At 65.9% G+C, this 24,914-nt stretch carries 24 protein-coding genes; 11 read left to right on the forward strand and 13 right to left on the reverse strand.

The genetic code is table 11. The features are described from left to right. Nucleotides 1-154: 154 nt before the first annotated feature. Genes O4G76_RS02655 through O4G76_RS02665 form a run of 3 tightly spaced genes read right to left on the reverse strand, consistent with a single transcriptional unit; the run spans nt 155 to nt 1,932 of the window. Nucleotides 155-997 carry a universal stress protein gene (locus tag O4G76_RS02655; RefSeq protein WP_269395867.1) on the reverse strand — a complete coding sequence of 281 codons (843 nt, stop codon included), beginning with the start codon at nt 995-997 and terminating at the stop codon, nt 155-157. Nucleotides 998-1,023: 26 nt separating this feature from the next. Continuing rightward, nucleotides 1,024-1,467: a hypothetical protein gene (locus tag O4G76_RS02660; RefSeq protein ID WP_269395868.1), complete on the reverse strand. Its 444-nt coding sequence runs from the start codon at nt 1,465-1,467 to the stop codon at nt 1,024-1,026. Nucleotides 1,468-1,524: 57 nt separating this feature from the next. Beyond that, the gene (locus O4G76_RS02665) at nt 1,525-1,932 is read right to left on the reverse strand and encodes a c-type cytochrome (protein ID WP_269395869.1); all 408 of its coding nucleotides are present in this window, start codon (nt 1,930-1,932) and stop codon (nt 1,525-1,527) included. 177 nt (nt 1,933-2,109) lie between these two features. Between O4G76_RS02665 and O4G76_RS02670 the strand changes: the two genes are divergently transcribed. Next, on the forward strand, nt 2,110-2,952 hold the full coding sequence (locus tag O4G76_RS02670; RefSeq protein WP_269395870.1) for a universal stress protein: 843 nt from the start codon (nt 2,110-2,112) through the stop codon (nt 2,950-2,952). Nucleotides 2,953-3,114: 162 nt separating this feature from the next. Here the strand turns inward: O4G76_RS02670 and O4G76_RS02675 are convergent, their stop codons facing one another. Then, nucleotides 3,115-3,873: a response regulator transcription factor gene (locus O4G76_RS02675; RefSeq protein WP_269395871.1), complete on the reverse strand. Its 759-nt coding sequence runs from the start codon at nt 3,871-3,873 to the stop codon at nt 3,115-3,117. 543 nt (nt 3,874-4,416) lie between these two features. Here O4G76_RS02675 and O4G76_RS02680 point away from each other — a divergent pair. From O4G76_RS02680 to O4G76_RS02690, 3 genes are all read left to right on the forward strand, one after another. Beyond that, nucleotides 4,417-5,139 (forward strand): hypothetical protein, encoded by a 723-nt coding sequence (locus tag O4G76_RS02680; RefSeq protein ID WP_269395872.1) that lies wholly within the window; start codon nt 4,417-4,419, stop codon nt 5,137-5,139. 124 nt (nt 5,140-5,263) lie between these two features. Then, the gene (locus O4G76_RS02685; protein ID WP_269395873.1) at nt 5,264-5,935 is read left to right on the forward strand and encodes a hypothetical protein; all 672 of its coding nucleotides are present in this window, start codon (nt 5,264-5,266) and stop codon (nt 5,933-5,935) included. Nucleotides 5,936-6,002: 67 nt separating this feature from the next. Then, nucleotides 6,003-6,581 (forward strand): helix-turn-helix transcriptional regulator, encoded by a 579-nt coding sequence (locus O4G76_RS02690; protein ID WP_269395874.1) that lies wholly within the window; start codon nt 6,003-6,005, stop codon nt 6,579-6,581. On the opposite strand, the gene O4G76_RS02695 is transcribed toward O4G76_RS02690, so the two are convergent. Next, nucleotides 6,578-7,171, reverse strand: coding sequence for a hypothetical protein (locus O4G76_RS02695; RefSeq protein WP_269395875.1), 594 nt, complete (start codon nt 7,169-7,171; stop codon nt 6,578-6,580). The genes O4G76_RS02690 and O4G76_RS02695 overlap by 4 nt on opposite strands. Nucleotides 7,172-7,232: 61 nt before the next feature. Here O4G76_RS02695 and O4G76_RS02700 point away from each other — a divergent pair, with 61 nt between their 5' ends. Next, nucleotides 7,233-7,787 carry an A24 family peptidase gene (locus tag O4G76_RS02700; RefSeq protein WP_269395876.1) on the forward strand — a complete coding sequence of 185 codons (555 nt, stop codon included), beginning with the start codon at nt 7,233-7,235 and terminating at the stop codon, nt 7,785-7,787. After that, nucleotides 7,778-8,212 (forward strand): type II secretion system major pseudopilin GspG, encoded by a 435-nt coding sequence (gene gspG, locus O4G76_RS02705; protein WP_269395877.1) that lies wholly within the window; start codon nt 7,778-7,780, stop codon nt 8,210-8,212. Before O4G76_RS02700 ends, gspG begins: the two co-directional genes overlap by 10 nt. Here the strand turns inward: gspG and O4G76_RS02710 are convergent. The 6 genes from O4G76_RS02710 to O4G76_RS02735 form a co-directional block, all read right to left on the reverse strand. Further along, on the reverse strand, nt 8,170-8,799 hold the full coding sequence (locus O4G76_RS02710) for a hypothetical protein (RefSeq protein ID WP_269395878.1): 630 nt from the start codon (nt 8,797-8,799) through the stop codon (nt 8,170-8,172). The two genes, gspG and O4G76_RS02710, sit on opposite strands and share 43 nt — an antisense overlap. Further along, nucleotides 8,796-9,176, reverse strand: a complete 381-nt coding sequence (locus O4G76_RS02715; protein ID WP_269395879.1) for a type II secretion system protein — start codon at nt 9,174-9,176, stop codon at nt 8,796-8,798. Before O4G76_RS02715 ends, O4G76_RS02710 begins: the two co-directional genes overlap by 4 nt. After that, nucleotides 9,160-10,368 carry a type II secretion system F family protein gene (locus O4G76_RS02720; protein ID WP_269395880.1) on the reverse strand — a complete coding sequence of 403 codons (1,209 nt, stop codon included), beginning with the start codon at nt 10,366-10,368 and terminating at the stop codon, nt 9,160-9,162. Before O4G76_RS02720 ends, O4G76_RS02715 begins: the two co-directional genes overlap by 17 nt. 66 nt (nt 10,369-10,434) lie before the next feature. Beyond that, nucleotides 10,435-10,953 carry a hypothetical protein gene (locus O4G76_RS02725; RefSeq protein ID WP_269395881.1) on the reverse strand — a complete coding sequence of 173 codons (519 nt, stop codon included), beginning with the start codon at nt 10,951-10,953 and terminating at the stop codon, nt 10,435-10,437. Next, a complete protein-coding gene (locus tag O4G76_RS02730) occupies nt 10,950-11,507 on the reverse strand; it encodes a GspMb/PilO family protein (protein ID WP_269395882.1) in 558 nt (185 codons plus the stop codon). The genes O4G76_RS02725 and O4G76_RS02730 overlap by 4 nt, the downstream gene beginning before the upstream one ends. Beyond that, the gene (locus O4G76_RS02735) at nt 11,504-12,532 is read right to left on the reverse strand and encodes a PilN domain-containing protein (protein WP_269395883.1); all 1,029 of its coding nucleotides are present in this window, start codon (nt 12,530-12,532) and stop codon (nt 11,504-11,506) included. The genes O4G76_RS02730 and O4G76_RS02735 overlap by 4 nt, the downstream gene beginning before the upstream one ends. Nucleotides 12,533-12,615: 83 nt before the next feature. On the opposite strand from O4G76_RS02735, the gene O4G76_RS02740 reads away from it, so the two are divergent. The 3 genes from O4G76_RS02740 to O4G76_RS02750 all read left to right on the forward strand — a co-directional run bounded on the left by O4G76_RS02740 (nt 12,616) and on the right by O4G76_RS02750 (nt 17,720). Further along, entirely contained in the window at nt 12,616-14,037 is a 1,422-nt protein-coding gene (locus O4G76_RS02740; protein ID WP_269395884.1) for a GspE/PulE family protein, read from the forward strand. A gap of 168 nt (nt 14,038-14,205) precedes the next feature. Then, nucleotides 14,206-16,647, forward strand: coding sequence for a multicopper oxidase family protein (locus O4G76_RS02745; protein WP_269395885.1), 2,442 nt, complete (start codon nt 14,206-14,208; stop codon nt 16,645-16,647). Next, on the forward strand, nt 16,644-17,720 hold the full coding sequence (locus tag O4G76_RS02750) for an SCO family protein (protein WP_269395886.1): 1,077 nt from the start codon (nt 16,644-16,646) through the stop codon (nt 17,718-17,720). Before O4G76_RS02745 ends, O4G76_RS02750 begins: the two co-directional genes overlap by 4 nt. Nucleotides 17,721-18,069: 349 nt before the next feature. Here O4G76_RS02750 and gspD read toward each other — a convergent pair whose 3' ends face one another. Then, nucleotides 18,070-20,124 carry a type II secretion system secretin GspD gene (gspD, locus tag O4G76_RS02755; protein WP_269395887.1) on the reverse strand — a complete coding sequence of 685 codons (2,055 nt, stop codon included), beginning with the start codon at nt 20,122-20,124 and terminating at the stop codon, nt 18,070-18,072. 437 nt (nt 20,125-20,561) lie between these two features. Between gspD and O4G76_RS02760 the strand changes: the two genes are divergently transcribed. Both O4G76_RS02760 and O4G76_RS02765 read left to right on the forward strand, forming a co-directional pair. After that, nucleotides 20,562-21,503 (forward strand): penicillin-binding protein activator, encoded by a 942-nt coding sequence (locus O4G76_RS02760; protein ID WP_269395888.1) that lies wholly within the window; start codon nt 20,562-20,564, stop codon nt 21,501-21,503. A gap of 170 nt (nt 21,504-21,673) precedes the next feature. Then, on the forward strand, nt 21,674-21,853 hold the full coding sequence (locus tag O4G76_RS02765) for a hypothetical protein (RefSeq protein ID WP_269395889.1): 180 nt from the start codon (nt 21,674-21,676) through the stop codon (nt 21,851-21,853). A gap of 107 nt (nt 21,854-21,960) precedes the next feature. Here O4G76_RS02765 and O4G76_RS02770 read toward each other — a convergent pair whose 3' ends face one another. Further along, nucleotides 21,961-24,693 carry an HAD-IC family P-type ATPase gene (locus tag O4G76_RS02770; protein WP_269395890.1) on the reverse strand — a complete coding sequence of 911 codons (2,733 nt, stop codon included), beginning with the start codon at nt 24,691-24,693 and terminating at the stop codon, nt 21,961-21,963. Nucleotides 24,694-24,914 lie beyond the last annotated feature (221 nt).

Here is a 24,914-nt window from a genome sequence, read left to right on the forward strand (position 1 = left end):
TGGATCCGCCCTTCTGTCAGGATCGACCCTAGCCCCGCCGGTCCGAGAGCGCGTTGATCCAGGTCAAGCCGCCCGGTGCGGCCCGGTGCAGAATACCCGTGCATGGCAGCGGTCATTCGGCGACGCGTTCGCCCGAGCCTGCCCGGGGGCGCGATCACCGCGCCTGCGGCAAACGGCCCGGATGCACCAAGAGGTCGCAGGGCAGATGGGCCAGCAATTCCGACGCGACGCGGCCCATGGTCATCGGCACGTGCCCCTCGGCGCCATGTCGGCCGATGGCCAGCAGGTCGATCTCCTCGCGCGCCACCGCATCGAGCAGGGCCTGCGTCGCGCGTCCCTCGATCAGCCCGATATCGACCGTGACGCCATCCCGCGACAGGCGCTCCTGCATCTGCCGGAGCTGGATCAGCATCGGCTCCTCGATCTCGTCGCGGTCGTGCTTGGTGATGTCGCCGGTCTCGTCCATGCGGTAGCCGAGCCCCCCGAAGGGCACGCGGTAGGCATGCACGAGCCGCATCATCGCCCCCTTTGCCAGCCGCGCGGCGAGACGCGCCGCCTCGGCATCGCGCGCCGCGAAGCTGGTGGCGGTCATCAGCCGGGCATAGGGGCGGACCGGCCGGTCCGACACCACGAGCACGGGGGCTTGCGACATCTGCACGCAGCGATGCAGCACGCTGCCGCGAAACAGGTCGAGAATGCCGCGATCGCGATGCGCGCCCATCACCACCAGATCGAAGCGCCGCTGCGCGATATGGTCGACGACCACGCGCCAGGGATGGCCGAAGCGCAGGTTCACCCGTGCCGCACCGGCGGTATCGCGCGACAGCATCTCGTACGCGGATTGCCCTGTCTCCTCGGCGAGGCGGCTCGGCAGGCTGTCATCGACCACGTGAAGAATTTCGAGTTCGGCCCCGAGCGTCGCCGCGAGTTGCAGCGCCCTTTCGAGGGCATGGCCGCTCCGGGCCGAGAGATCGCTCGCCATCAGGATGCCGGGCATGGGGTTTCCTCCCTTGAAATGGGCGATCAGTGACGCGGCCGTCTCTGGCCGGTGCCGCGGGTCGTCGGATCGGTGACCGCCGTCACCGCAAGGTCGATCAGCGCGCCGATCAGCGTCGCTTCGGCGATCAGCCACCAAGCCCCCGGCCCCGGCTGCGGCAGCCATTCCGAGCGCGCCCAGACGACGCCCAAAGGCTCCTGCGCCACGAGCAGTAACACCAAGCCCATCCAGAACCCGATCCAGCCACCGCTAAAGCCGGCCGGCAGGTGGAAGTCGAACACCGGCACCCGGTCGAATTGTCCCGACAGCCCAACCAGCGCGCCCAGGATTACCGACCAGAGCACGATGCCCCACACCAGCATGGTTTCCGCCGCCGAAACCGGCGTCAGCAGCACCGGGGCTGCAAGCCCGAACACGAGACCGAGCGACTTGGCCAGCGCCACGCGTTTCATCAGCGGTGTAAGCGTCATGTCGAGGTCCTCCTGTCTTCAGTATCGACGGAGCACGGCGGCGCGCCTTGATCTGGATCATCCCTCCTGCAGCGTTTCGAGATAGTCGGAAAGCGCGACCAGTGGCTGCGGCGTCGGCGTGAGGATCCCGTCGCCGGTATCGACATGCAGGGTCGGGCCGGTGAAGACCTGCGAGTATTCGGGCATCACTGGCGCCGGGTCGTCCTGCCGGAAATAGCCGTTGATATAGGACATGACATGAACCATCGGGAACGGCTCGCCCTTGGCGCGCAGCCGCGTCAGGTCGGCCGGGGGCCGCGGCAGCCCCTCGGCCAGCGGCCCGTCGCCCCGCCCGCCCGCGCCATGACACGCGGCGCAGTTCTCCATGAAGAGCGCGCGCCCCGTGGGCAATTCCGGCTCCGGCACGGCGCAGGCGCCCAGCAGCGCCGCCCCCGTCAGCACGGCCGCGGTGATGATCGGTTTCATGTCCTGCTCCATCGATGCCTCCGGGCCCGTACCGGCCCCTGCCCCGAGCACTCGCCGCTCCGTCGCGGCGGCGCATTGATCTGGATCAAGCGTCACCGCCCGTCGGCTTGATCGGGATCAAGGCGCGAGGGCATGCAAAGCGGCAGCCTCGACGCATCGCATTCACAGGAGAGACACATGCCCCGAGGAACCGTCGCCGTTCTGGCCACCGACGCCGCGCTGGATCGCGGGGCCATTGCCACCGCGCTCGCGCTCACCGAAACCGACGAGGCGCATCTCGACATCCATTGCCTCGGGATCGAAAGCACGCCGCCGGACGCCTATCTGGCGGGACCGGCGCTGATGCTGACCATGCCCGACCCGGAGGCCGCGCGCGAACGTGCCCGCGAGTTGGAGGCCGAGATCCGGCCGCTGATCCCGGCGCATCGCGGCAATGTGCAGCTACATCGCCACCACATCCGTGAAGGGCTCATCGGTTACGAAGTCGGACGGATTGCCCGGCTGGCCGATCGGATCGTCGCCGCCGCGCCCTATGGTCCCGAAGCGCGCCCGCTGCAGGTTGCGACGCTGGAAGCGGCGCTGTTCACCGGCGGGCTGCCGGTGATCGTCGTTCCCGATGGCGGAGCCGAGATCGCGCCCAGCCCGTCCCGGCTGATGGTGGCTTGGGACGACAGCCGCGAAGCGATGGTCGCGGTGCGCGCCGCCCTGCCGATGCTGCGCCGCGCGGGCTGCGTCGACGTGGTGATCGTCGATCCCGACGTACAGGTCGGCGACCGCTCCGATCCGGGCGGCGATCTCGCACTGTTTCTGGCGCGCAACGGGGTCAAGGTGGAGGTTTCGGTCCTGGCGCGCAGCCGGTTCCGTATCTCCGAGGTGCTGCGACGCCATGCCTTCGACACCGGCGCCGAGGCGGTGGTGATGGGGGCCTATGGCCATTCGCGGCTGCGCGAGCAGCTCTTCGGCGGCACCACGCGCGAGATGCTGACCGCGGCGCGCATGCCGCTCGTACTCGCGCGCTGAGGCTTTCGGCGACCGCGATGTGCCGCGGCCAGTCATTGCCGGCTTCAAGGCGCACCGACACCAAGGCAGGGGCGGTATTGGCGGTATCGCGTATCGACGACGGGTCCTGTCAGGCGCTGCTCCGCAGTTGACCGCGGAGCAGCGCCTTCTCGCGACCGGAGGTCAGACCGGGTCCGGCGACAGCCCGCCGGAGGCGCGTCCGGAAGCCTCCGAATGGCTTTCGGGGTCAGCCGAGGCCCGGAGCGGCAAGGATAGTGCGACGGCCACGGCGCCCGCACGATTACGAACGCTCAGGGCGCGATAGATCGCGCTGACATGCACCTTTACCGTGGCCTCGGCGAGATCGAGATGTCTGGCGATGGCCTTGTTGGTCATGCCTTCGGACAGGAGGGCCAGGACAACCGCCTGGCGCGGCGAGAGGCCCAGTTCCTCCTGATAGCGCCGTTCCGTCGTTGCGATGTGATCCCGTCCACCACTGCTACGGGACGAGGCGACGACCTCGATCTGCGGGCGTTCGGTTGCGAGATCGGGAAGATAGATGCCACCGTTCAGCACGATATCGATCGCTTGCCGGATCTGGGATGGCGATTGGAACCGCCCGATGAACCCGTGGACGCCGAGCGAAAGTGCGCTCAGGACGCTGGAACGGGAATACCGGCCTCCGATACAGACGATGCTGGCCTTGGGGTAGCGGCGTTGCAGCATCATGACGGTAGAGCTGCCCTTTCGCGCCAATGTACCGGAGTCGATCATCACCAGGCGCATGCCATAGGAATGCACGCGCCCCGGAAGCCCGACCAGTCCCTCCTCGGGCGAGGCAATGCAGATTCGGTCGCTGGTGCTCTGCTCGTTATATTCATGCAGGGCTTTGACTACTTCGTTGTCTTCACTCGTATCTGGAATAAGCGCTAAAATAGACACTGACATGACCTTAAACCCACCAACAAGTCAAACTGAATAAAAATACACACCGTAGTCCCGTATTGTGCTTCGCACCCCCATACTTCCCTCGGCCCTCAAAGATAGTACCTTGGAATTAATTATCCGTCAATATACTAAAGATCGAAAGAATTACCATTAACAAATATAATACCCGGCCGGTGCGTAAAATGAGGCAAAGGTATTAATCGACCTTATTTGCTAGCCATAACTTCGGACCGTGACGGCCTGACCGGGGTACAATCCCGGGTTCACAAAGGACCCGAGCGACAGCGCTGCATGCCACCCCACGCCCTACTGGCAGGGCCTCCCTCGTCCGCCCCGCCAAAACGAAGCATATAAGCCCGAACGTGAGGCAAGCATAAACCAAGGTTTATGCCACGGCATCCGCCCTGCTTTCTGATCCGATAAACCTACGGATGATAGCCAGCGACAGCGAATCCCGATCTCCTCGTGGGGCGCAGCCGTCCGCCGAACCGGCCAATGACACTCGGATCACCTGCCGAGATCAAAAAGGATATTCCGATGAAACGAATTCTGTTGACTAGCACATTCCTGGCCGCATCCGCCTCCGCGCTTGCAGCCTCGCCCGCCGGCGAAGCCCTTTTGGAAAAATACAGAGAGGCCGGATACAGCCGCGTTCAGGTAAAGGAAGGCCCGAGTCAGATCAAAGTAGAGGCAACCTCGGGAAATCAGAAGGTCGAAGTCATATACGACTCGGCCACAATGAGGATCATCAAGCAGGAAACCGAGATGGCCGGCGCGGATGACCGGCGCGCCGGGTTCGAACTGAGTCAGGAAAGCCGTGATTTCGTCGAGGTACGGCGGAGCGGCGGAGAAAGCCCCGTCGTGAGTGACACCGGCGGCGGCGGCGGGGGTGTCTCTGCTTCCGGAGAGGCACTTCTGCAGAAGTACAAGGAGGCTGGTTACAGCCGCGTCGAGGTCAAGGAGGGCCCGAACCAGATCAAGGTCGAAGCAACCTCGGGAAACCGGAAGACCGAAGTCATCTATGATTCCTCGACGATGAGGATCCTGAAGCAGGAAACCGAAGCAGCGGACGACGACGACCGGCGCAGCGGCTTCGAGTTGCGGCAGGAGGACCGTGACTTCCTCGATGTGCGGCGGCGGGACGAAGATGGCCGCTTCGACGATGATGATGACGACGACGACCGCGACGACGACGACGATGATGACGACGATCGCGACGACGATGATGACGATGATGACGATGATGACGACGATCGCTGAATGGGTCAGGAGAACGGCCTACGGCTCTCGCATCGTCGGGTGTCTGGACGATCTGGAAACCGACTGAGAGAAAGGGCTGCCGGACTTGATCCGGCAGCTCTCCGCATCCCGGGATGAGAGGCGCATGGGTATTATTGCCAATGGGTGGAACGCAGTTCGGATGATGACTGCGGCCGCGCTGCTGACCAGCCTGCCACAGCTGGCAGCGGCGCAGACGATCCAGGATTCTATCGTTCAGCAGTTGATCGCTCAGGGCTTCACGCGGATCGAGATTTCCCAGACGCTTCTGGGTCGGACCCGCGTTCTGGCCTGGCGGCATGACCTGCAGCGCGAATTGGTCTTCAACGGAGCCACCGGTGAGATATTGCGCGACTACTGGGTGCGGGAACGAAGCCGCGGGGATGCCAGCACGGCGCCGCGTCTGGTCGAACCGGGCAATGGCGCCGCGGGCTCTTCCGGCTCCCGACCGGTGACAAGCGGGGTTCGTTCGCCATCGAACGCTTCGGATGGGGACAGCGGGAAAGAAACCGACAAAGATGATCGCATCGAAGACGATCGCGATGACGATGATCGCGATGACGACGACCGCGATATCGACCTTGGCGACGATCGGGATGACGACGACGACGATCGTGACGACGACGACGATCGTGACGATGATGACGATGACGATGACGATGACGATGACGATCGTGACGATGATGACGATGACGACGCTGATCGTGACGACGACGATGACGATGACGATGACGATGACGATGATGACCGCAGCGGCCGCCGAGGGGGAGATCGGTGACATATGAGGACTTGATCGCCCCCTGTCGTCGGCATCGCCCGTGACTCGGGGCTGGCCTCTGACGGCGGTGCTGGCCGTGCAGGCCGTCTGCGGTCTCTTTTTTCTAGGCAATATCGCAATCTCGGTGCTCGGGCTCACCACGATCAGCTGGTTTGCGCATGAACTCATCGAGATTGGCGCCGCGATCGGGCTGATCCTCGGCAGCGTTCTCGGTGCCGTGGCGCTGTCCAAGGCCCGACGAAGGACCGCCTATGTCGAAGCCCAGCTTCAGGCGGCTTCGGGCGCCTTTTCCCAGATCCTGGAACAGCGTTTTATCGACTGGGGACTGACGCCGGCGGAGCGCGACGTCGCCCTGCTTTCGATCAAGGGAATGTCGATCAGTGAAATCGCCGATCTGCGCAACAGTCGCCCCGGCACGGTGAAGGCGCAGACCAGCGCGGTCTACCGCAAGGCCGGGGTTTCCGGACGCCCGCAACTGTTGAGCCAGTTCATCGACGAACTCATGTCGGATTCGATGCTGGAGCGCGACCTGAACCCGCCTGCCGCCTCGCCGAACCCCAACGGCCGTGATCGCGACGTTGCCGCTCCGTCGCCCCCTGAATCCGATCCCCTTGCCCCGACCAATAACCGCATCGCCGATAGCTAGAGCGGGCGGTCCTCCGACCCGAGCCTGCGGATGCGCAGTTCCACGGCCTGACCACCCGCCCTGTCCAGTGCCTGCAGCCGCAGCGCTTTCTCCCGGAGTGCATCCGGGGCGATATCGGGGTTGATCCCGCCGGTCCGGGCCAGCTGCGTCACCAGGGGATAAAGTTCGGCCCGAGTCGTGGCATCATATCCAAGTCGGGCAAGCGTCTGCCGCTCGCTCGCGTAACGCGTGCCCGGCGGCAAGGACGCCCGCATGGCCTCGCGCCGATGATAGAGCTCCGCGCCGTCGACCGGCAGCAGCGCCAGAACCTCCGGCGGCGCCAGATATAGATCGACCAGCCCGTCGATGTCGTTCAGCCGCACCTCCCATTCGAAGCCTCGATAGGCCAAGGTCACAGGACTGCCATCGCGCGGTGGCAGTCCGTCGGCGCGTGCCTCCGCCGTGCTCAGACGGGCGCGCAGCAATTCCCGGATGGAGGCCGTATCCAGCGCCGTGACATGGCGGCGTTCGAGGGCGGCCAGCACTTTCGCATTGGACGCGCCCCGGAGTTGCAGCCCCACCGCGCTTGCGGCGACCAGCATGACGCCCAACAGCGTTGCCAGGAGCACAACCCCTCGGTTAGGCTGGCGGATAGCATCTGGATGAATCCTCATGACCGTCCCTGCTTTGCTTGCCGTACCTGCCCTCGCATTTGCCTATGCAGCCGGTTTCCTGATCATCTCGGCGAGCGCTTCGGCGGGATTTGAGGCGCTTCTCGCCGCGGGCCTCGCACTCCCCCTGATCTGGTTGAGCCTGACCGATCTGCGCCGGTTCGAGATTCCCGACGGAGCTGTCCTCATCATCGCGGTTGGCGGCGTTGCATTCCAGTATTTCGTTCATCCGCATCGCTGGTTTGTCGAACTCGGCGCAGCCGTGGCGCTCATGGCCCTGTTCTGGACCGTGGGTTACCATCTTTACCAACGCGGCGGCCGCGAAGCCCTGGGCATCGGAGATGCGAAATTGATTGGTGCCGGCGCATTGTGGACCGGTTTCGCGGATATTTGGCTGGCGCTGTTCCTGGCATGCCTCGGCGGGATCATCGCGGCGCTGGCAAGAAAACCGTTCGGGCCCTCCGAGGTGCCGCGAGAAATCCCCTTCGGGCCCTTTTTGGCCTACGCGATCTATCTTGTGTTCCTTTTACAGATTTCGAGTGTGTCATGGTATTAATCGACAAGAGAAAACCCCGTAATGCGCAAGCCGGGCTGACGCTTCTGGAAGTCATGGTGGTCTTGGCGATCATCGCGCTCGTGGTCGGGCTGAGCGCGCCACGGCTCATGAGCAGCTTCGGGCGGGCCAAGGCGCAGGCCGCCAGCGTCCAGATGGCCAATCTGAAAGGCGCCTTGCAACTCTATTACATTGATCTGGGCCGCTATCCGACTGAAACGGAAGGGCTGAAAGCGTTGATATCCCCGCCGGTCGGGGCCGCAAATTGGCTTGGCCCCTATGTCGACTCGGAGGAGGCGCTTACCGATCCCTGGGGCCGCCCGTTCCTGTATCAGTACCCGAGCGCGGAGGGCGATTTCGCCTTGATCACGCTAGGTCGGGACGGTCAGCCCGGCGGCAGCCGGGAGGATAGCGACATCACTTCCTGAGACAGGCTTCGCGCCGGTCGAACGACCAAGGGCGGCAGGCTCGTACCCGCGGCGTCGTATTCGATCCGCACCAATTCCGGCAATGGTGCCGTCATGGGCCACACCTCGCGCCACTCCGGCGGCATACCCGGCACTGGCGAACCCCAGTATCGAAGCTGCAGGCCGTCCGAATGCTCGACCAATGCGAAATCGGTCCGGGGTCCATCCGTGGAAGCTAAGCCGGGCGCGGCAGCGCTCACGAGGACCGGGCTGACGCCTCCCGAGACGGTGGCGCGTTCCAAGGTCACATGCACCAGATCGCCGGGCCAGAAGGGCGGCTCTTCGATCGAGGTTTCGAACTCAAGACGACCGTCCGTGCCCCATAATCGTCCCTGGGGCGGCATGTCTTCGATCAGGCGACGCAGCCGGTCTCGATTCAGCAGCAGCCCGGTACCGATCTCCGAACCGGCAAAGCGTACCCCTGCCCGGCTCGTCAAGCCCAGCGCGGCGGACATGATGAGGGCGATCGCGCTCATCATGGCGAGCGCCAGCAACAGTTCGAGCAGGCTCGTCCCCCGTCGAGGGTGGCGCGGCCTGTCGGTCTTCACAACTCGACCTCATCCAAAGCAAGGTTGCGAAACTCGACCTTGCGCGTCGGATCGCCGACCGGCCAGGCCGTGACCGTGATCTCGACCAAGCCCGGCCCGGCCCTGCCCCTCGCCTCCGAAACCGACCATAGCCAGTCGCCGATCCGCCCCTCGTCCCGGGCCGGCAATACGCCGCGGGTGGCCAGGTGTTCCTCACTGATCGAGCGGGCCAACTCCACCAGCCAGGCACGCTCCATGCGCTCGAAGGACTGGCGCATCAGGAGACGCGTGAACTCCAGCGCGCCCCCGACCACGACGGCCAAGACCGCGAGCGCGATCAAGGTCTCGATCAAGGTGAAGCCCGACCGGGGCCGACGGTGTTCAGAAGGCGAGTTCATTGATCGACATCACCGCATCCATGATGGTGAAGACAAGCCCGCCTATGGCACCGCCGACCAGCAGCGTCAGCGCCGGGGTCAGCGCCTGCAGCAGCCCCTGCACGCGTCGTTCGAGTTGCGTGGCCAGCACGGAACAAAGCGTCTCCAGAACCTCCTCCAGCCGGTTGGTTTCCTCCCCGATACGGAACAGCTCGACGAACAGCGTCGGCAGGCCGGTCTCGTGCTCGGCGAAAGCGCCATGCGCCCGCCCGCCGCGCCTCAGTGCAGCGGCGGCGTCCCGCACCGGCCGAGCGAGGATGTCGCTTTCCTTGGCCACGGCCTCGAGGGCTTCGGGCAGAATGAGCCCGGCCCTTAGCAACAGGCGCAGCCCCCGGGTCAGTCGCAATAGCGCCGCGTCGCGCAGCACCGGGGCGATCAAGGGCAGGCGCAGAGCGAGCCGTCCGGCAGTCGGCCGCACAGCCACTGCCAGCAGGGCAACGCAGCCTGCCCCGCCTGCGAGCAGGAGCGCCGGCCACCACTGAAGCAGGAACTCCCGCAGGCCCAGAAGCAGGGACAGGCTGGTGGGCATGGGGCGCGCGTCGCCGTCGAAAAGCGGTGCGAGAGCCGGCGCGAGCGACATCGTCACGAGCAGCAGCAACGCCAGCCCGCTTACCAGCAACAGGATCGGATAGAGCAGCGCCGACGTGATATGGGCACGCAGCTTCTGCTGACGCCGCAACAGTTCGGCAAGATCGCGCAACAGCTCCGGCATGGCATTGGAGGCCTCACCCAGACCCAGCAACTCCCGAAAGACCGGCGAGACGGGCGGACCGACCTGTTGGAATGCCTGCGCGAAGGGCAGACCCTCCGATACGAGCCAGATCACCCGCTGCAATCGCGTTCTCGTGGAATGCCGCATCGAGCCATGTCCGAGGACCCGCAACAGGCTCGGGATGGGCAGGCGCACGCTGAACAGAAGCGCGAGTTGCTCGGCCAGAAGCGCCTGCTCACCCAGTGGCAGGGGCCGACGTGGCAGCGCGATCTCGCGGCGCAGCCAAGAGGTGCGCGACGGGCTGCCCGCGTCACGCAGTTCGACGACGGAAAGGCCCATGGCGAGCAGGGTTTCATAGGCTCCGCCCTCGGAGGCGCTGTCGATCTCGCCGGCTTCGCGCTGGCCACTGTCGGAATAGGCGACATAGGAGAACATCGGCATCGGCATGGTCCCTCTCGGCCGGCGCGACCATGGCAATGTGCAGGTCCCGACGGCGGGTGACTAGCTTCACTCCAGCATCTTCACGGTCCTTTCCGAGGCCTCCGCCTCGGAGCGCATCACGATGCTGCGCTGGGTGATGGCGGTGATCGTCCAGCCCGCCACGGAATCGCCTTCGCCCACCCAGACGGGCTCGGACCTTCCGCTTGACACGACCAGGGCCCGCGACCCTGACGGGTGCAGGATCGATGCGAGCAAGCGCAGCTCGGTCGAAGGATCTGCAACGGATCTGGTGGGGGCGACATCGGGCACGGCGGCAGGCTGCATCGGCGCGGCATCTGCCGCGTCCTCGGCGCGACCGGTCGAAAACAGCGGCCGATCGGCGAGATCGGCGAGCAGAGCCGCGTAATCCCGCGCCTCTGGTATGTCCAATGTAGGCCCTGCTTCCACCGTCGCATCGGCGCCTGCATCGATCTGTTCCAACAGGAGGATCCGCTCAGGTGCCCGATGATGCAGCAGCGCCATCGCGCCAAACCCGGCAATGACCGCGAGATGCGCGGTGGGGGGCCAGGCGGCAAACAGCGTCATGCCTCCTCCTCCTGTACCCAGAAGCCCCAAACCACGAGTTGGAACAGGACCGGTGCCTCGACCGGCCCGCTTGCCCGAAGGTCCCGCTCGCGCGAGGCCTCGTGCAGCGACAGATGCGAGACCGCCAGACGCGGCGTGACGGCTTCGAGACCGGCAAGGAGCCGGACAAAGGCGGTGAAATCGCTCCTGCCCTCGATCTCGACCGCGACGGCGGGGCGGGTCAGTTCGGCGGGGGGCCTGGCCTCCGCAAAGGCGGAAAGCTCCAACGCGGACTGTCGCCCCAGCTCCACGAGGGTCTTTTGCAAGGTCAGCACGGCGTCGCTCTGATCGGCGGCGGTTTGCACCACCTGCGACGGCAGTTCCGCACCCTCCCCCGCCCTCTCCCAAACGCCGATGCGCCGCAGCAGACCATCCCGCTCACCGCTCAGCCGCTGCAGATCGGTTTCCAGTGCGGTCCGGCGCAATTCGCCCGGGTATATCACGGCGGCGAAGAGAGCGGCGCCCAGCCCCGCCAACAGGAAGGGGGCGATCATGCCGAGAAGTCCCCCCTTCATGTTCCGCCCTCCCCCTGCTCGAGCACGACCAGCAGTTCGAACAGGCTTTGGCCCGTCACCGGATCGACCGAGACCGGGCCGTCGATCTGGGCATGTCGCGCCCATGGCGCGTCGCCCAATGTCTCGACCAACGAGGCCACGTCGATGGCGGACTGGCCCGCCAACCAAAGCTCGTCCCGATCGATCTGCAGCGCTTCCAGATGGACGTTGTCGCCCAATCGCTCCGTCAGGTCCGCGAGGATCGGGAACCGCCGATATTCGAGATTGAAGATCCCGAGTTCCGTGGCGATCTCCGCGACCGACTGGTCACGCGTCGTCGCCTGTGCGCGCGCCGCGACCGCCTGCTCCCGAAGCTGGGCCGTTTCCAACTCGAGCGCAGCCGCTTGGGCCGCGAGCGTGGACAGCTCCCGCCACTGGCCGAAGCCTCCCCAGGCCAGCGTCCCGACGAGCACGCAGGCGGCGATCAACGTCCAGAGCCGCTGCGGCCGGTCGGTCTCGTGGCGCAGGTCCACGAAAGGCCTCGCCTCCGCCGCGCCAGCCGCGATGACCCGCCGCGGCATGAAACCCATGCGCCGCACTTCGTCGATCAGGTCCGACATTTCCGCCCGCTTGACGATGAGGGCCCTGTAGACGATGGCGTCTCCGTCATGTCCGCCGGGGACCACTGCCCAGAGCAGACCGGCCCCTCCGGCGGGCATCTGTTGGCGAAGCCGCACAGAGATCGCCGCCTCGGCTTCTCGACGGATCGCGCGCGGCAGGCTGATCCGTTTTTCCAGCATAATGTCGGAGGCCAACACGAGGTCGACGGGCTGGCGCCCTCGCCCGCAGGCACGCAGCTGGCTCTTCTCCTCGTCGCCGATCGGGGTGTTGCGGATCACGATGCTGCGCGCCGTGCGGGGCGGCAGGCCGGCGACGAACAGCCAATCGGGAAACAGCAGATGCCGCAAAGCGCGAAGCCGCTGCCCGGCCTTGCCCCATATGACTGATACCGTCCGCATGATTGACACAGCAGTCTGCACCGTCATCCCCTTAGCTGGGGCATTCTAGACCACGGGCCGGGACGGTGGATATTGGAAGAAAGGCTTATGCAACGGACTGGGACGCCCGCTTGGCCGAGGCCATCGCGGTCGCTGGTCTGCTGGAGCCGGAGGCGCTGAAGGCGGCACGCGAGATGGCCGCGCAGCGAGGACTTCCCCTCCACAGGGCGCTGATCGACCACGGGCAGATCGACGAGGAACTGCTCCTGCCGCTGGTTTGCGCCGAGCTCGATATCCGCTTCGAAGAGGGGCGCGCCGGTGACGGGACGCGGCCGGACGTCGCCACCATCGCCCGGCTCTCGGCCAAGTATCTGACCGACCGGGCGGCGGTCCCTCTCGAGCTGGACGGGGCAGAGGCGCAGGTCGTTCTGTTGGCCGATCCCGCCGATGCCGAGCTTCGGCAGGAGATCGCTTTTCACCTGGGGCGAGAGGTGGAGATCCGGGGCGCGACGCGGCGCACGATCCGCCAGCTTCTCTCGCAGGTCCGCGAGGACGGCTCCACCACCGGGCGGCGCATTCAACGGCTCGACACGGCGGAGGAACCACCCGAGGCCGAGGGGCCGGTCATCCGTTTCGTCAATGACAAGCTCGCGGATGCGATCGCGCTCGGCGCGTCGGACCTCCACTTCGAGGCCGCGGGCAATGCGCTCACGGTCAGGCTCCGCATCAACGGCGTGCTCGTGAAACAGGATGTCCAGTCCGAACTCAGCCCCGCCGCGGTACTGGCACGGCTCAAGGTCATGGCCTCGGCCAATGTCTCCGAGCGTCGCCTGCCGCAAGATGCCCGTCTCACGTTGCCGATGGCCGGACGGGTCATCGATTTCCGCTTCTCCTCCCTGCCGACGCAGAGTGGCGAGAGCATCGTGCTTCGGGTGCTCGATCCACATGCGCTGAGGATCGGCTGGGACGCGCTGGGGTTCGAGGAAGACATCGCCCGGGGCATCCGTCGCGCGATCGAAAGACCGAACGGGCTCTTTCTCGTCACCGGCCCGACCGGCTCGGGCAAGACCACCACGCTCTATACGGCCGTCGCGCATCTGAACACGCCGAAGACCAAGATCGTCACCGTCGAGGATCCCGTCGAATACAATCTCGAAGGGATTCAGCAGGTACAGGTGCAGGAGGCGATCGGGTTGAGCTTCGCCCGGGTGCTCAGAGCCGTGCTTCGGCAGGATCCGAACGTGATCCTGATCGGCGAAATCCGCGACCCGGAGACCGCCGAGATCGCCTGCCGGGCGGCGCAGGTCGGCCGGATGGTGCTGTCGACGCTGCACACCAACAGCGCGGAAGGGGCGGCGCTCAGGCTCGAGGATCTCGGCGTGCCACGATACATGGTCTCCGACGTCCTGCGCGGGGTGCTGTCGCAGCGCCTGGTCGCGCAGCCATGCCCGGCCTGCGCGGGGAGCGGCTGCGCGTCGTGCAATTTCACCGGTGCCGCGGGGCGGCGGCTGGAGACGCAGCTTCTGGAATTCGGAAACTCACCCCGGCCGTGAATACCCGGTAAATCGTCAAGCCCCGTTAACACTTGTATTGGGGCATAAGCCCCTAATTCTGTTTAAGACGTTCAGTCGATAGACAGTTTCCGTCCATTAACCAATCATCGGGAGAGGCAATATTCGCACGGCGCTTCGCAATTTGTGGAGCGCCCACGGGAGGGATTTATGTATCTCAAGCCTCACGCCTCGCGCCGCCGCAAAAAGGAAGCGCAAAACGCTCGCAACAATCGCGCCGAAATCGTCAAGGCGCTTTCGCAGGGCCAGGTAAGCCGACGCGAGTTGTTCAAGTGGGGCATCTTCACCGGCCTCGGCACCTTGGCGAACGTCAACGGCCTCAGCCCCTTTGCGACGAGTGCCTACGCCGCCGTGCCGACTGGCGTGCCGCGCAGCCCGACCTTTGGCGCCCTGCCCTTCACGCAGCCGATGCCGCGGCTGCGGCTGGAGGAGCCGCACGACCTCGTGCCGCGCGCCAATGGCGGTGAGACCGAGCTCGCCTTTCCGTCCCATCTGGAGGAACCGGCGGCGCGGCGTCTGTCCTACCATACCGACTTTACCGAGTCGGACGGCCGTGAGTGCCGCAATCCGAAATTCTCGGGCGGCCCGATGGAAGGCCGGCCGCCGGGCGAATATTTCGCGCATCAGAGATGGCTGGAATACCTGCCGAAGAAGGGCTTCATCATGACGCTCGGCCGGCTGGATGACGGGTTCTCGTTCCATCCGAATTTCCCGGAGCAGGACCGCGACAGCGTCTGGACCTTCAATTCCGGCCGCAAGGAGGATTCCGTGCTGCCGCCGCCGCTGATGAAAATGCGCTATGGCGAGCCGGCGATCTTCCGTCACTACAACCAAGTGCCGGATGACCCCAAAAAGAACAACGGCTTCGGCTCGATCAGCCAGGCCACGCACAACCACAACGCGCACAACGCCTCGGCCAGCGACGGCGCCTCCAACGCCCATTTCTTCACCGGCCAGTTCTACGACTACCACTGGTCGACGACGCTGGCGCGGGCCGACATGATCAACACCAACGCCACCGACCCCCGCGCCTCGGGACCTGACGGTTATGGCGGGCTGAACCTCGTGAAGGGCGATTTCCGCGAGTTGCAGAGTTCGCTGTGGTTCCACGACCACCGGTTCTTCTTCACCGCCGAAAACGTCTACAAGGGCCATCTGGGTGCGCTGAACTACTATAGCGGCCCCGATCGCGGCCATGAGGGCCTCAATGATGGCGTCAACCTGCGGCTGCCGAGCGGCACCGAGCTCGACTGGGGCAATATCGACTTCGACGTCAATTTGATGATCTCGGACGCGGCGCTGGACGAGGACGGGCAGTACTTCTTCGACATCTTCGAGACCAACGGCTTCCTCGGCGACCTGATGCTCGTCAACTTCGCCTACAAGCCGTATTTCGAGGTGCTGCCGCGCAAGTACCGCTTCCGGCTGCTCAACGCCTGCATGTCGCGATTCATCCGGCCCGGGCTGATCAACCAGAGAAACCGCTGGGTGCCGATGACTGTGATCGCCACCGACGGCAACCTCATGGTCAACCCGGTCACGGTGAACCAGCTCGATCCCATGGGTACGGCCGAGCGCTTCGACGTGGTGGTCGATTTCAGCCAGTTCCCGATCGGCAGCAGGATCCGGATGCTCAACGTCGCCGAGCACGAGAGCGGCGAGAGACCGAAGGAGTACCTGTCGCGGAAGGACGCGATCGATCAGGACACCGACGACCCGGCGGTCGGCACCTTCCTTGAATTCCGCGTCGTCGACAGCGTCAAGTCGGTCGATAACCCCGGCAAGACGCACTACGCCAATGACACCGACTACAGCCGGGTGCCATCGCAGTTGACCGAGCAGATCCCGATCATCGATCCGGTCCGGGTGCGCCATATCGAATGGAAGGGCACCGATACGCCCCGCGAGTTGCAAAGGGACGAATGCTTCCCCGATTGCGACGAGCGCAACCGGGAAGGCTTTGGCTGGACCGTCCGGATCAACGGCGAATCGAACCATTTCCTCAACGCCAACCGGGTCAGCATGCTGGTCCCGCGGCCCGGCGAGACCGAGCACTGGATTCTCGAGAACAGCAGCGGCGGTTGGGATCACCCGATCCACCTGCATTTCGAGGAAGGTGTTACCATCGACCGCGGCCGCAAGAAGCTGTCTGCGCTCGAGCGCGGTGCCCGCAAGGATGTCTGGCGCACCGGCGCCGGCGGACAGGTGAAGATCCAGGTTACCTTCGGGGAATATGGCGGCGCCTATGTCACCCATTGCCACAACACCGTGCACGAGGACTGGGCGATGCTGGCGCGCTACGACGTGCTGACCGACCCCTATGATTCGAAGCAGTCCAAGTATCACGTCAGCGTGGTTCCAACGCCGAACCCGACGAAATACGGCGTGACCTATGTCGACCCCGAGATCCTGCCCGAGGGCAATCCCTTCGATCGCGACTTCGAAGGGGGAGTCGGCAAGGACGATGATGACGAAAAGATGGCGGCATCGATAAACCGCGTCGCAGCCAGCGAGCCGTCAACCACGCGCAAGACACGCAAGTCACGCAAAAAGTCCAAGCGCGCACGGCGCAAGGCGAGGAGGCAGAAGTGAAACCGGGGTTCATGCTGCGCGGGCTCGCGGTCGCCGCCATCCTGGCGACCGCACCTGCCGCCCAGGCCAGGTGGGAGCTCGACTATTTTCCGAACACGCCGCTCCTGACACAGGAGGGCGAGAAGGTCCGCTTCGTGGATGACGTGCTGGACGGGCGGATCGCCGTCATCAACTTCATCTATCTCGATTGCCCGGACATCTGCGGCCTCGCCACGGCGCGGCTCGCAAAGGTCTATGAATGGCTCGATGAGCGCATGGGCGAGGAGATCGTCTTCGTCTCGATCTCTCTCACGCCGGAACGAGACACGCCCGAGGAACTCGCGGCCTATGCGGCGGCCTTCGGCACGGGGCCCGGCTGGTATTTCCTGACCGGCGATCCCGAGGAAGTGGCGCTGCTGCGCTACAAGCTTGGCGAGCGAAGCAAGCAGCTGAGCGACCATCGCAGCGACATGCTGATCGGCAACCCCCTGACGGGCGAATGGCGGCGTTCCTCGCTGATGGGCAACCTCGTGACGGCGACCGCCGAGATTCTGGCGCTCGATCCCGACTGGGAACCGCCCCAGACCGAGGTCAAGGTGATCGAGGGAGAGACGCTGGAGCGCTTTGCCGCGCGCCACCGGGAAGGCGAAGGTCTCTTCATAAAAGGATGTGCCGCGTGTCATTCGATCGGTGACGGGGTCCGCGTCGGGCCGGACCTCGAAGGCGTGACGCTGCGCCGGGATCGCGACTGGCTGATGCGCTACATCATGTCGCCAGACCGGATGCTGGCCGAGGGGGACCCGATCGCGGTCATGCTCGACGCCGCCTATCCGGCGGTCCGCATGCCAGCTTTCGGCTTGGGCGAGAACGACGCGGCGGATCTTGTCCAGTACCTGCACACCGAGACCCTACGCCTCGAGGGCGTGGCGGAACCGGCCGCCGCCACGCATGATGGTCACGCTGGTCATGACGGCCACGCTCATGGCGGTCACGCTCATGACGGCCATGAGGGTCATGTTGCTCATGAGGGTCACGCCGCTCATGAAGGTCACGCGGCTCATGATCTGGACGATCTGAGCGAGCACCATCACTGAAAGACGACGCCACCCACGCCCGGGAGCTCCGTGGCTTGCAAGGTACCGGCCCGCGAGAGATCCAAAAGATCTCGCGGGCCTTTTCTCGTGCAGGCGAACCCCAATCCAGCGATTCGGTACCGGCGAAAGAAGTCCGGGGCGGAAATGACCCTACATCGAAAGGCTTGCCCTCATGCTCTCGAATCAGCCGCCGGGGTTGAAGGCTGGAGATCTCTTGCCAGCACTGACTGAGTTCAGTCCACGCGCGAATACCCGATCACGACACGCGCCCCTGCGATTCGGTTGCATTCGCTAGGACGCACTCGACATTTCGAACGGACTATGGAGACGCAAAATCCGTCTCGCGCACTCAATACAGCCCCTCGATTTCGAGCGGGAGATGGCGCACCGGCTTTTGATTCAGAATGGTGCGGGGCACCGGCCGTACATCGGCGGCCTGCAGCCGGTCATAACGTTGCTCGGCGGCCTGTCGGATATCGGATCGCTCCCGCAGGATGGTGGGGCGCATGAACACGAAGAGCGTCCGGCTGGTGGTCTGCCCGTTGCGCGCCCGAAACAGGTTTCCGATCACAGGCACGTCGCCGAATCCGGGGACCTTGCCCTCCTGGCTCGTCCGATCGTCGGTGATCAGCCCGCCCAGCACCACGGTCCCCCGGTTGTCGGCCAGAACCGTCGTGTTGATGGCCCGACGATTGGTGACGAGATCCGCGGCTCCTTCGACGGTGGTGCCCACGAGGCTCGAGACTTCCTGGTTGATCGATAGCTGGACGACGTCGCTGGCGGTGATCCGCGGCACGACATCCATCGTGATGCCGACATCGCGGCGCTCGATCGTCGTGAAGGGGGTTACCGAATTTCCATCGGTAACGAAGCTGCCCGTGCGGAATGGCACGTTCTGGCCGACCACGATGGTCGCCGGCTCGTTGTCCAGCGTGGTCACGCTAGGCGTCGACAGCAGCCGGGCACGGCTCGACTGGGACAACGCCTGGACCAGAAGGCCGAAGTCGTTGCCGCTCGCCGACATGGTGAGCCCGGTGGAGAGCGCGACCGAATTCGGCGCCCCCAGTGCCATCAGCACATTGGCCAGCGAATTCCCTCCATTGCCGAAGGAGGTCGCGGCCAATTGCCCGGGCGGGGTGGCATCGCCAAAGCCCAGCTGCACGCCGAGACGTTCCGCCACCTCGCCGGAGACCTCGACGATCGCCGCCTCGATCATCACCTGCGGGCGGCGAACATCGAGCGCATGGACCAGCTGACCGATTTCCGAGATTTGCGCGGCGGTGCCCCGAACCAGGATCGAATTCGTATCGACGGAGGCCTGGATCGCAACCGCTTCCGGGGTCACTGTCACGGCTTCCAGCGGTACGAAGCCCTGCTCGCCCTCGTCGGTGGTCTCGCCCGCGGCAGCGATGACAGCCGTTCCCGTGACTGGCTCTATCGCATCGCCCACCGTGCCGCGGATGATTTCCGCGACCACAGCAGCGTCACCGTATTTCAACCGGAACACCCGGGTAGACACGGCGGCCTGCGGGCTGCTGCGCTGGGCCACATCCATCGAGCGCGCCAGTTCCCGGATCTCGCCGATCTCTTCCGGCGTGCCCCGGACCACGAGCTGGTTGCTGGACGGGTTCACAGAGAACCGCGCGCCCGTCGCGTCGTCACCAAGCACTTCGGCCAGTGCCCGGCCGACCGAAACGGCATCGGCGTTGGCAAAGCGGATCACCTCGGAGCGGGCCTCGTCGGCTCCGTCGAACGCCCGCGCGATAGATGTGATCCGGTCCACATTCGCCCGCGTGTCGGTCACCAGTATCGCGTTGGGATCGGAAATGCCCTCGATATAGCCGGATTCGGCGACCAGCGGACTGAGCACCCTGACCGCTTCGGCTGCAGGCAGGCGATCAAGCCGCACCATCGTCGTGACGAAGTCCTGCGCGCCGGTCTCGGATCCCGGCTGCGCGCCGCTGATCGTCCGCGCCCGTTCCGCCGGTACCACCTGCCACGTATTGCCTGCACGCACGGCGAGGAAACCCCGGACCTGCAAGATCGACTGGAACAGCGCCCAGACCCCCTCCTCGTCGAGCCGCTCGCTGGAAACGACGCTGACGCTGCCCTGCAGTTGCGGATCGAGAACCAAGGTACGCCCGGTGATCTTCGAGACCTCTTCCGCCAGAACGGAAATGTCCGCTTCGCGAAGATTGATCACGAACTCGCCCGTACCGGGCTCGGCGGTCTGGGCGGCAACCGGCGCAGCCATCGCGAGACACGCCGCCATCGCCACGGAGCGCGCGAGGCCGAGCCGCCACGCGCGCATGGCATCACGGCAGCCCGCGCGTGGCAGCGGAATGCGGCTGGTATTTGATTGCCCGAACCATCCCTTCAGGCCTGCGACCAGGTAATCCACCATCAGCCTTGTTGTGTTGTGCTGCTCTTGCTCTTTCATCGGAGGCTAGCGCGAACCCCGGTTCGATTCACTTTGATGCCACTTTCCGAGCCAACGCAATGCCGGCTGGTGCAGTCGCGCCACAGTGCGCCGCCGGGGCTTCGGCCTCCCCCATCGAACGGATTCCCGAACCCTCGACTTGCCACGAAGGGCTCCTTAGGCTCGCGGAAGGAGATGCCTCGAAAGCGCTCCGAACCCACGCGCAGCATGAGGTCCCCCATATGTCATCGCGGTCCATCTTGCCGAAGACACCATTCGGCGGCCAGGCCACCGAGCCTCGGCTTGGCCGGCGCAGGCTGCTCGGCGGACTGGCGACCATGCCGGCATTGTTCGGACTTTCCGCCTGCAGTCCCAGCGGAGAGCCTGAGCTTCCCCCTCTCGGCACGACCGGACGCGCAGCCTTGTTGCTCCCGCTGTCGGGGCAGCATGCCAAGCTCGGGCAAGTGATGGCCGAAGCGGCCCGCCTTGGCGGAGCGGTGGATGGTCCCGGGGCCGAGATTGCCCTGCACGACGCGGGCGCCGATGAAACGAGCGCGGTGGCGGCAGCCAATCGAGCCGTGGAAGCGGGCGCGAACATGATCCTGGGGCCGCTTTTCTCGAACCAGAGCCAAGCGGTCGCCGCAGCGGTCGGAACGCGCGTGCCTGTCATATCCTTTTCGAACAACGATGCGATCGCGGGCCGGAACCTCTATGTTTTCGGGATCACCCCATTGCAGTCGGCAAACGCCGTTCTGCGTTTCGCCTCCGCGCGCGGAATGCGGCGGATCGCCGTCGTGGCCCCGCCCGGGGCATATGGAGAGCAGGCGGTGGCAGCAGCGCGAAAGGTGGCGCCCGAATTCGGTATCACCCTTTCGGATCGGCTCCAGGCGACCGACTCGGAAGGCCTCGTCTCCCGCCTGGCCGCAGCATCGGGCGGGCGCCTTCCGGATGCGGTGTATCTTCCTGCGGCCTCCGCAGGCCTGGCGCCGATGGTCGACGCGGTGAAGGATGCCGGCCTGCAGGTCCTGGGTTCGGAGCAATGGGCCACGATCCCGCCGCACCAGTTGGGCGCCTTGAATCAGGCGTGGTTCGCGGGGCCGGATCCGATCAGCTTCGAAGCCTTTGCCCTTGGCCTCGAAGAAAGGATCGACGGGGAAGCCGGCGTTACTGCGGGGCTTGCCTTCGACGCGGCGAACATGGCCCGCCTTCTCGGCCGCCTCGGTCAGCAAGACCCGAAGGGACTGCATCGCTCCGCCGGTTTCAACGGGGTGCTCGGCCCGTTTCGTTTCACGGAGACCGGCCTCGTGGACCGACAATTGTCGATCCTCGAAGTCAGGGAGGGAACGACGATACTCGTCGCGTAGCGGCAGCCGCGCGGAGTTGGCACCTCCCACCTTATCCTGCCGGCATTCATCGGCAATGCTTCAGAACTTCGGCTTGTCCCGCAACTGCTCCACTGCCCAGGAGCGTTATCCCATGGGTACCGCGTCAGCGGCGCCGAGGGCTGAGACGCGATTCACGGGGCGATACGGAAATGGATTACGGCGGCGTGGCGGTCGGGATCTTTTGCTGCGATGCGCTCCCTGCAAAGCCGCGCAGCTTTCCACTGATTAAACTGGAGATGGCGGCCAAGCCGGATTTTGCATGGCCGATGGGCGCTGTCCGACGCGAGCCGACCGGTGCGATTTGCTCGAACGCATCATCTTTGCGGTGATCGAGTTCCGCGCCACCGCCTGTCCGCTCCCATAGGTGAATGACGCGCCCGAGGAGCTGAATTCCAAGTGTTGGCAAGAGGCAAGGCTACGAGGCCTCGAGCGAGGCCTAGTCCGAACGGATTCGGCGCGGATCCGGATCGCCTTGCAGCCGCATCGGAGCACGCCAGCGGCGGCGCAGAAGCTTCTCGGCCTCAAGCACGAGCAGCAGCGCCACTCCCATGCCGAGCACCACGGCCCCGTCGGCCGGGGCCACGGGCCGACTGTCGAACACCGCCTGCAGCGGCGGGGCGTAGGTAAAGAGAAGCTGGGCCACGACTGCCAATGCCACGCCGAACCAGACGGCACGGGTGCCCAGAAGCCCGGTCACGGTAATCGAGGTCATGTGCAGGTAGCGCACCGAAAACAGGTAGAAGATCTCCATCACCACCAGCAGGTCGACCGAGAGCGTCCGGGCATAGGCGAGGCTCTCGCCCCGCGCCATGACCCAGGCCGAGAGGCCGAACACCGCCAGCCCGAACAGCACCGAGACCAGTGCCACGCGCCAGATCATCTCGCCGTCGAGCAGCGCCGCGCCGGGGCGGCGCGGCGGGCGCGCCATCACGCCCGGCTCGGGTGGCTCGAAGGCCAGCGTCAGCCCCAGAGCCACGGCGGTCACCATGTTGATCCAGAGGATCTGGATCGGCGTGATCGGCAGCGGCAACCCAATCAGGATCGCAAGGATGATCACCAGCGCCTCGCCGCCATTGGTCGGCAGGTTCCAGGCGATCACCTTGCGGATGTTGTCGTGGATGGTGCGGCCCTCGCGCACGGCGGCGACGATCGAGGCGAAGTTGTCGTCGGTGAGCACCACCCGCGCAGCCTCCTTGGCGGCCTCGGTGCCCTTGATGCCCATGGCGATCCCGGCATCGGCGCGTTTCAACGCCGGCGCGTCGTTCACCCCGTCGCCGGTCATCGCCACGACGTGCCCCTCGGCCTGCAGCGCCTCGACCAGCCGCAGCTTGTGCTCGGGGGCGGCGCGCGCGAAGACGTTGGCCTCGCGCGCCATGCGGCGCAGATCGGCATCCTTCGCCGCTTCGATCTCCCGGCCTGCAAGCGCGCCGCCCCTCGTGTCGAGACCGAGTTCGGCCGCCACCGCCTGCGCGGTCAGGGCGTGGTCGCCGGTGATCATCTTCACAGCGATGCCGGCGCGCCGGCAATCCGCCGCCGCCGCGATCGCCTCGGGGCGGGCCGGGTCGATGAACCCGGCAAGTCCGAGCAGCCTCAGCCCGCCGATGTCGGCATGACCGATCTCGCCCGACGCCGCGACGGGCTTCACGGCGAAGGCGAGTACACGGTGACCACTGGCGGCGAGCGCCTCGATCCGTGCCGCCCAGGCCTCGCGATCGATGGGCACCGCCTCATCGGGACCGGGCTGGAAATCGCAATGTGGCAGCAGCCGGTCCGGCGCGCCTTTCACGTGAAGCATCGCGCCGTCGGTGCCGGCGGTCAGCACGGCCATGTAACTCCATGCGGCGTCGAAGGGGATCTCGTGCAGGCGGGGATGCGCGGCGCGCTCGGCCTCGGCATCGAGGCCGATCTTGCCCGCGAGCGCCAGCAGCGCGCCCTCCATCGGATCGCCCTCGACCCGCCAACCCGACTTGTCCTGACGCAGATGCGCGTCGTTGCACAGCAGGCCGGTCCGGGCCAGCGCAGCCACGGCCGCCGGGTCGCCTTCGACCTCGCCGTTGGGCGCATAGCCCTCGCCGCCGATCTCGGAGGCGGGGGCGCTCGGGTCGGTCACGACCCGTCGCACGACCATTTCGTTCAGCGTCAGCGTGCCGGTCTTGTCGGTGCAGATCACCGTCACGGCGCCCAGCGTCTCCACCGCCGGGAGCCGCCGCACGATGGCCCGTCGCGCCGCCATGCGCTGCACGCCCAGCGCCAGTGCGATGGTGATCACCGCCGGCAGCCCCTCGGGTATCGCGGCCACGGCCATGCCGACCATGGCGAAGAACGCGTCTTCCCGGGAGTATCCGCCAAATCCGACCGCGTAGCCGAAGACGAGTAGGCAGACGCCGAGAATGATCGTCGTCAATCGCCGCGCGAAGCGGTCGATCTGGCGCAGCAGCGGCGTCGCCGTGGTCTCGACCCCACCGAGGAGCGCGCCGATCCGGCCGATCTCGCTGCGCGGCCCGGTGGCAACGACCACCCCGGTTCCGCGCCCGGACGCGACCAGCGTACCCGAAAAGGCCATGGACCTGCGATCGCCGAGCGGGGCGTCCTTTGGAACGGGGTCGGTATCCTTGTCGACGGCGGCCGACTCGCCGGTCAGCACGGCCTCCTGCGCCCGCATCCCGCGCGCCTCGATCAGCCGGAGATCGGCCGGCACCCGATCGCCGGGTTCGAGCAGCACGATATCGCCCGGCACCAGTTCGGCGGCCGGTATGGTCTCGCGCCGGCCCGCGCGGCGCACGGAAGCGGTCTCCGACAGCAACCGACGCACCCCGGCCAGGGCGCTTTCGGCACGGCCCTCCTGCCACAGGCCGATCGCCGCGTTCAGCACCACCACCGCGAGGATCACGCCCGAATCCATCCAGTGGCCGAGCAGCGCCGTGACGGCGCCCGCCGCGATCAGCACCAGGATGAGAAGGTTCTCGAACTGGCCCCGCAGCCGGGCAAGCAGGCCGCACCCCGGCGGCTCTGGCAGACGGTTGGGTCCGTGGCGGGACAGCCGGGCGGCAATCTCGGGTGGGGAGAGCCCCTCCGGCCCGCTTCCGAGGCTTCCCAGGACCTCCTCGGTGTCGGACGCATGCCAGAGGGGCGTGCCGTTCGCCTGGGCCTGCGGGGGCATGGAGGTCATTGCGGCTGGCTTCCTGACACGGCGCCGGAGCGGTCGGCGGCATGCTCAGGATAGGCGAGCGCGGCGCTCCTGTCGCTTGCGCGAGATCAAGGTGGGTCCCGGAAGCGGATGCTTTCGTTTCCGCGGTCCGGGGATCGAGGCGTGAAATCGGCAGAATGAGCAGGAGACCCGGGAAGCGGAAAGACGAAGCTGGCCAGGCGCGGTGCGCGGGCCCTCGAACC

The organism is Limimaricola sp. G21655-S1 (genome assembly GCF_027213785.1).
Classification (GTDB): domain Bacteria; phylum Pseudomonadota; class Alphaproteobacteria; order Rhodobacterales; family Rhodobacteraceae; genus Limimaricola.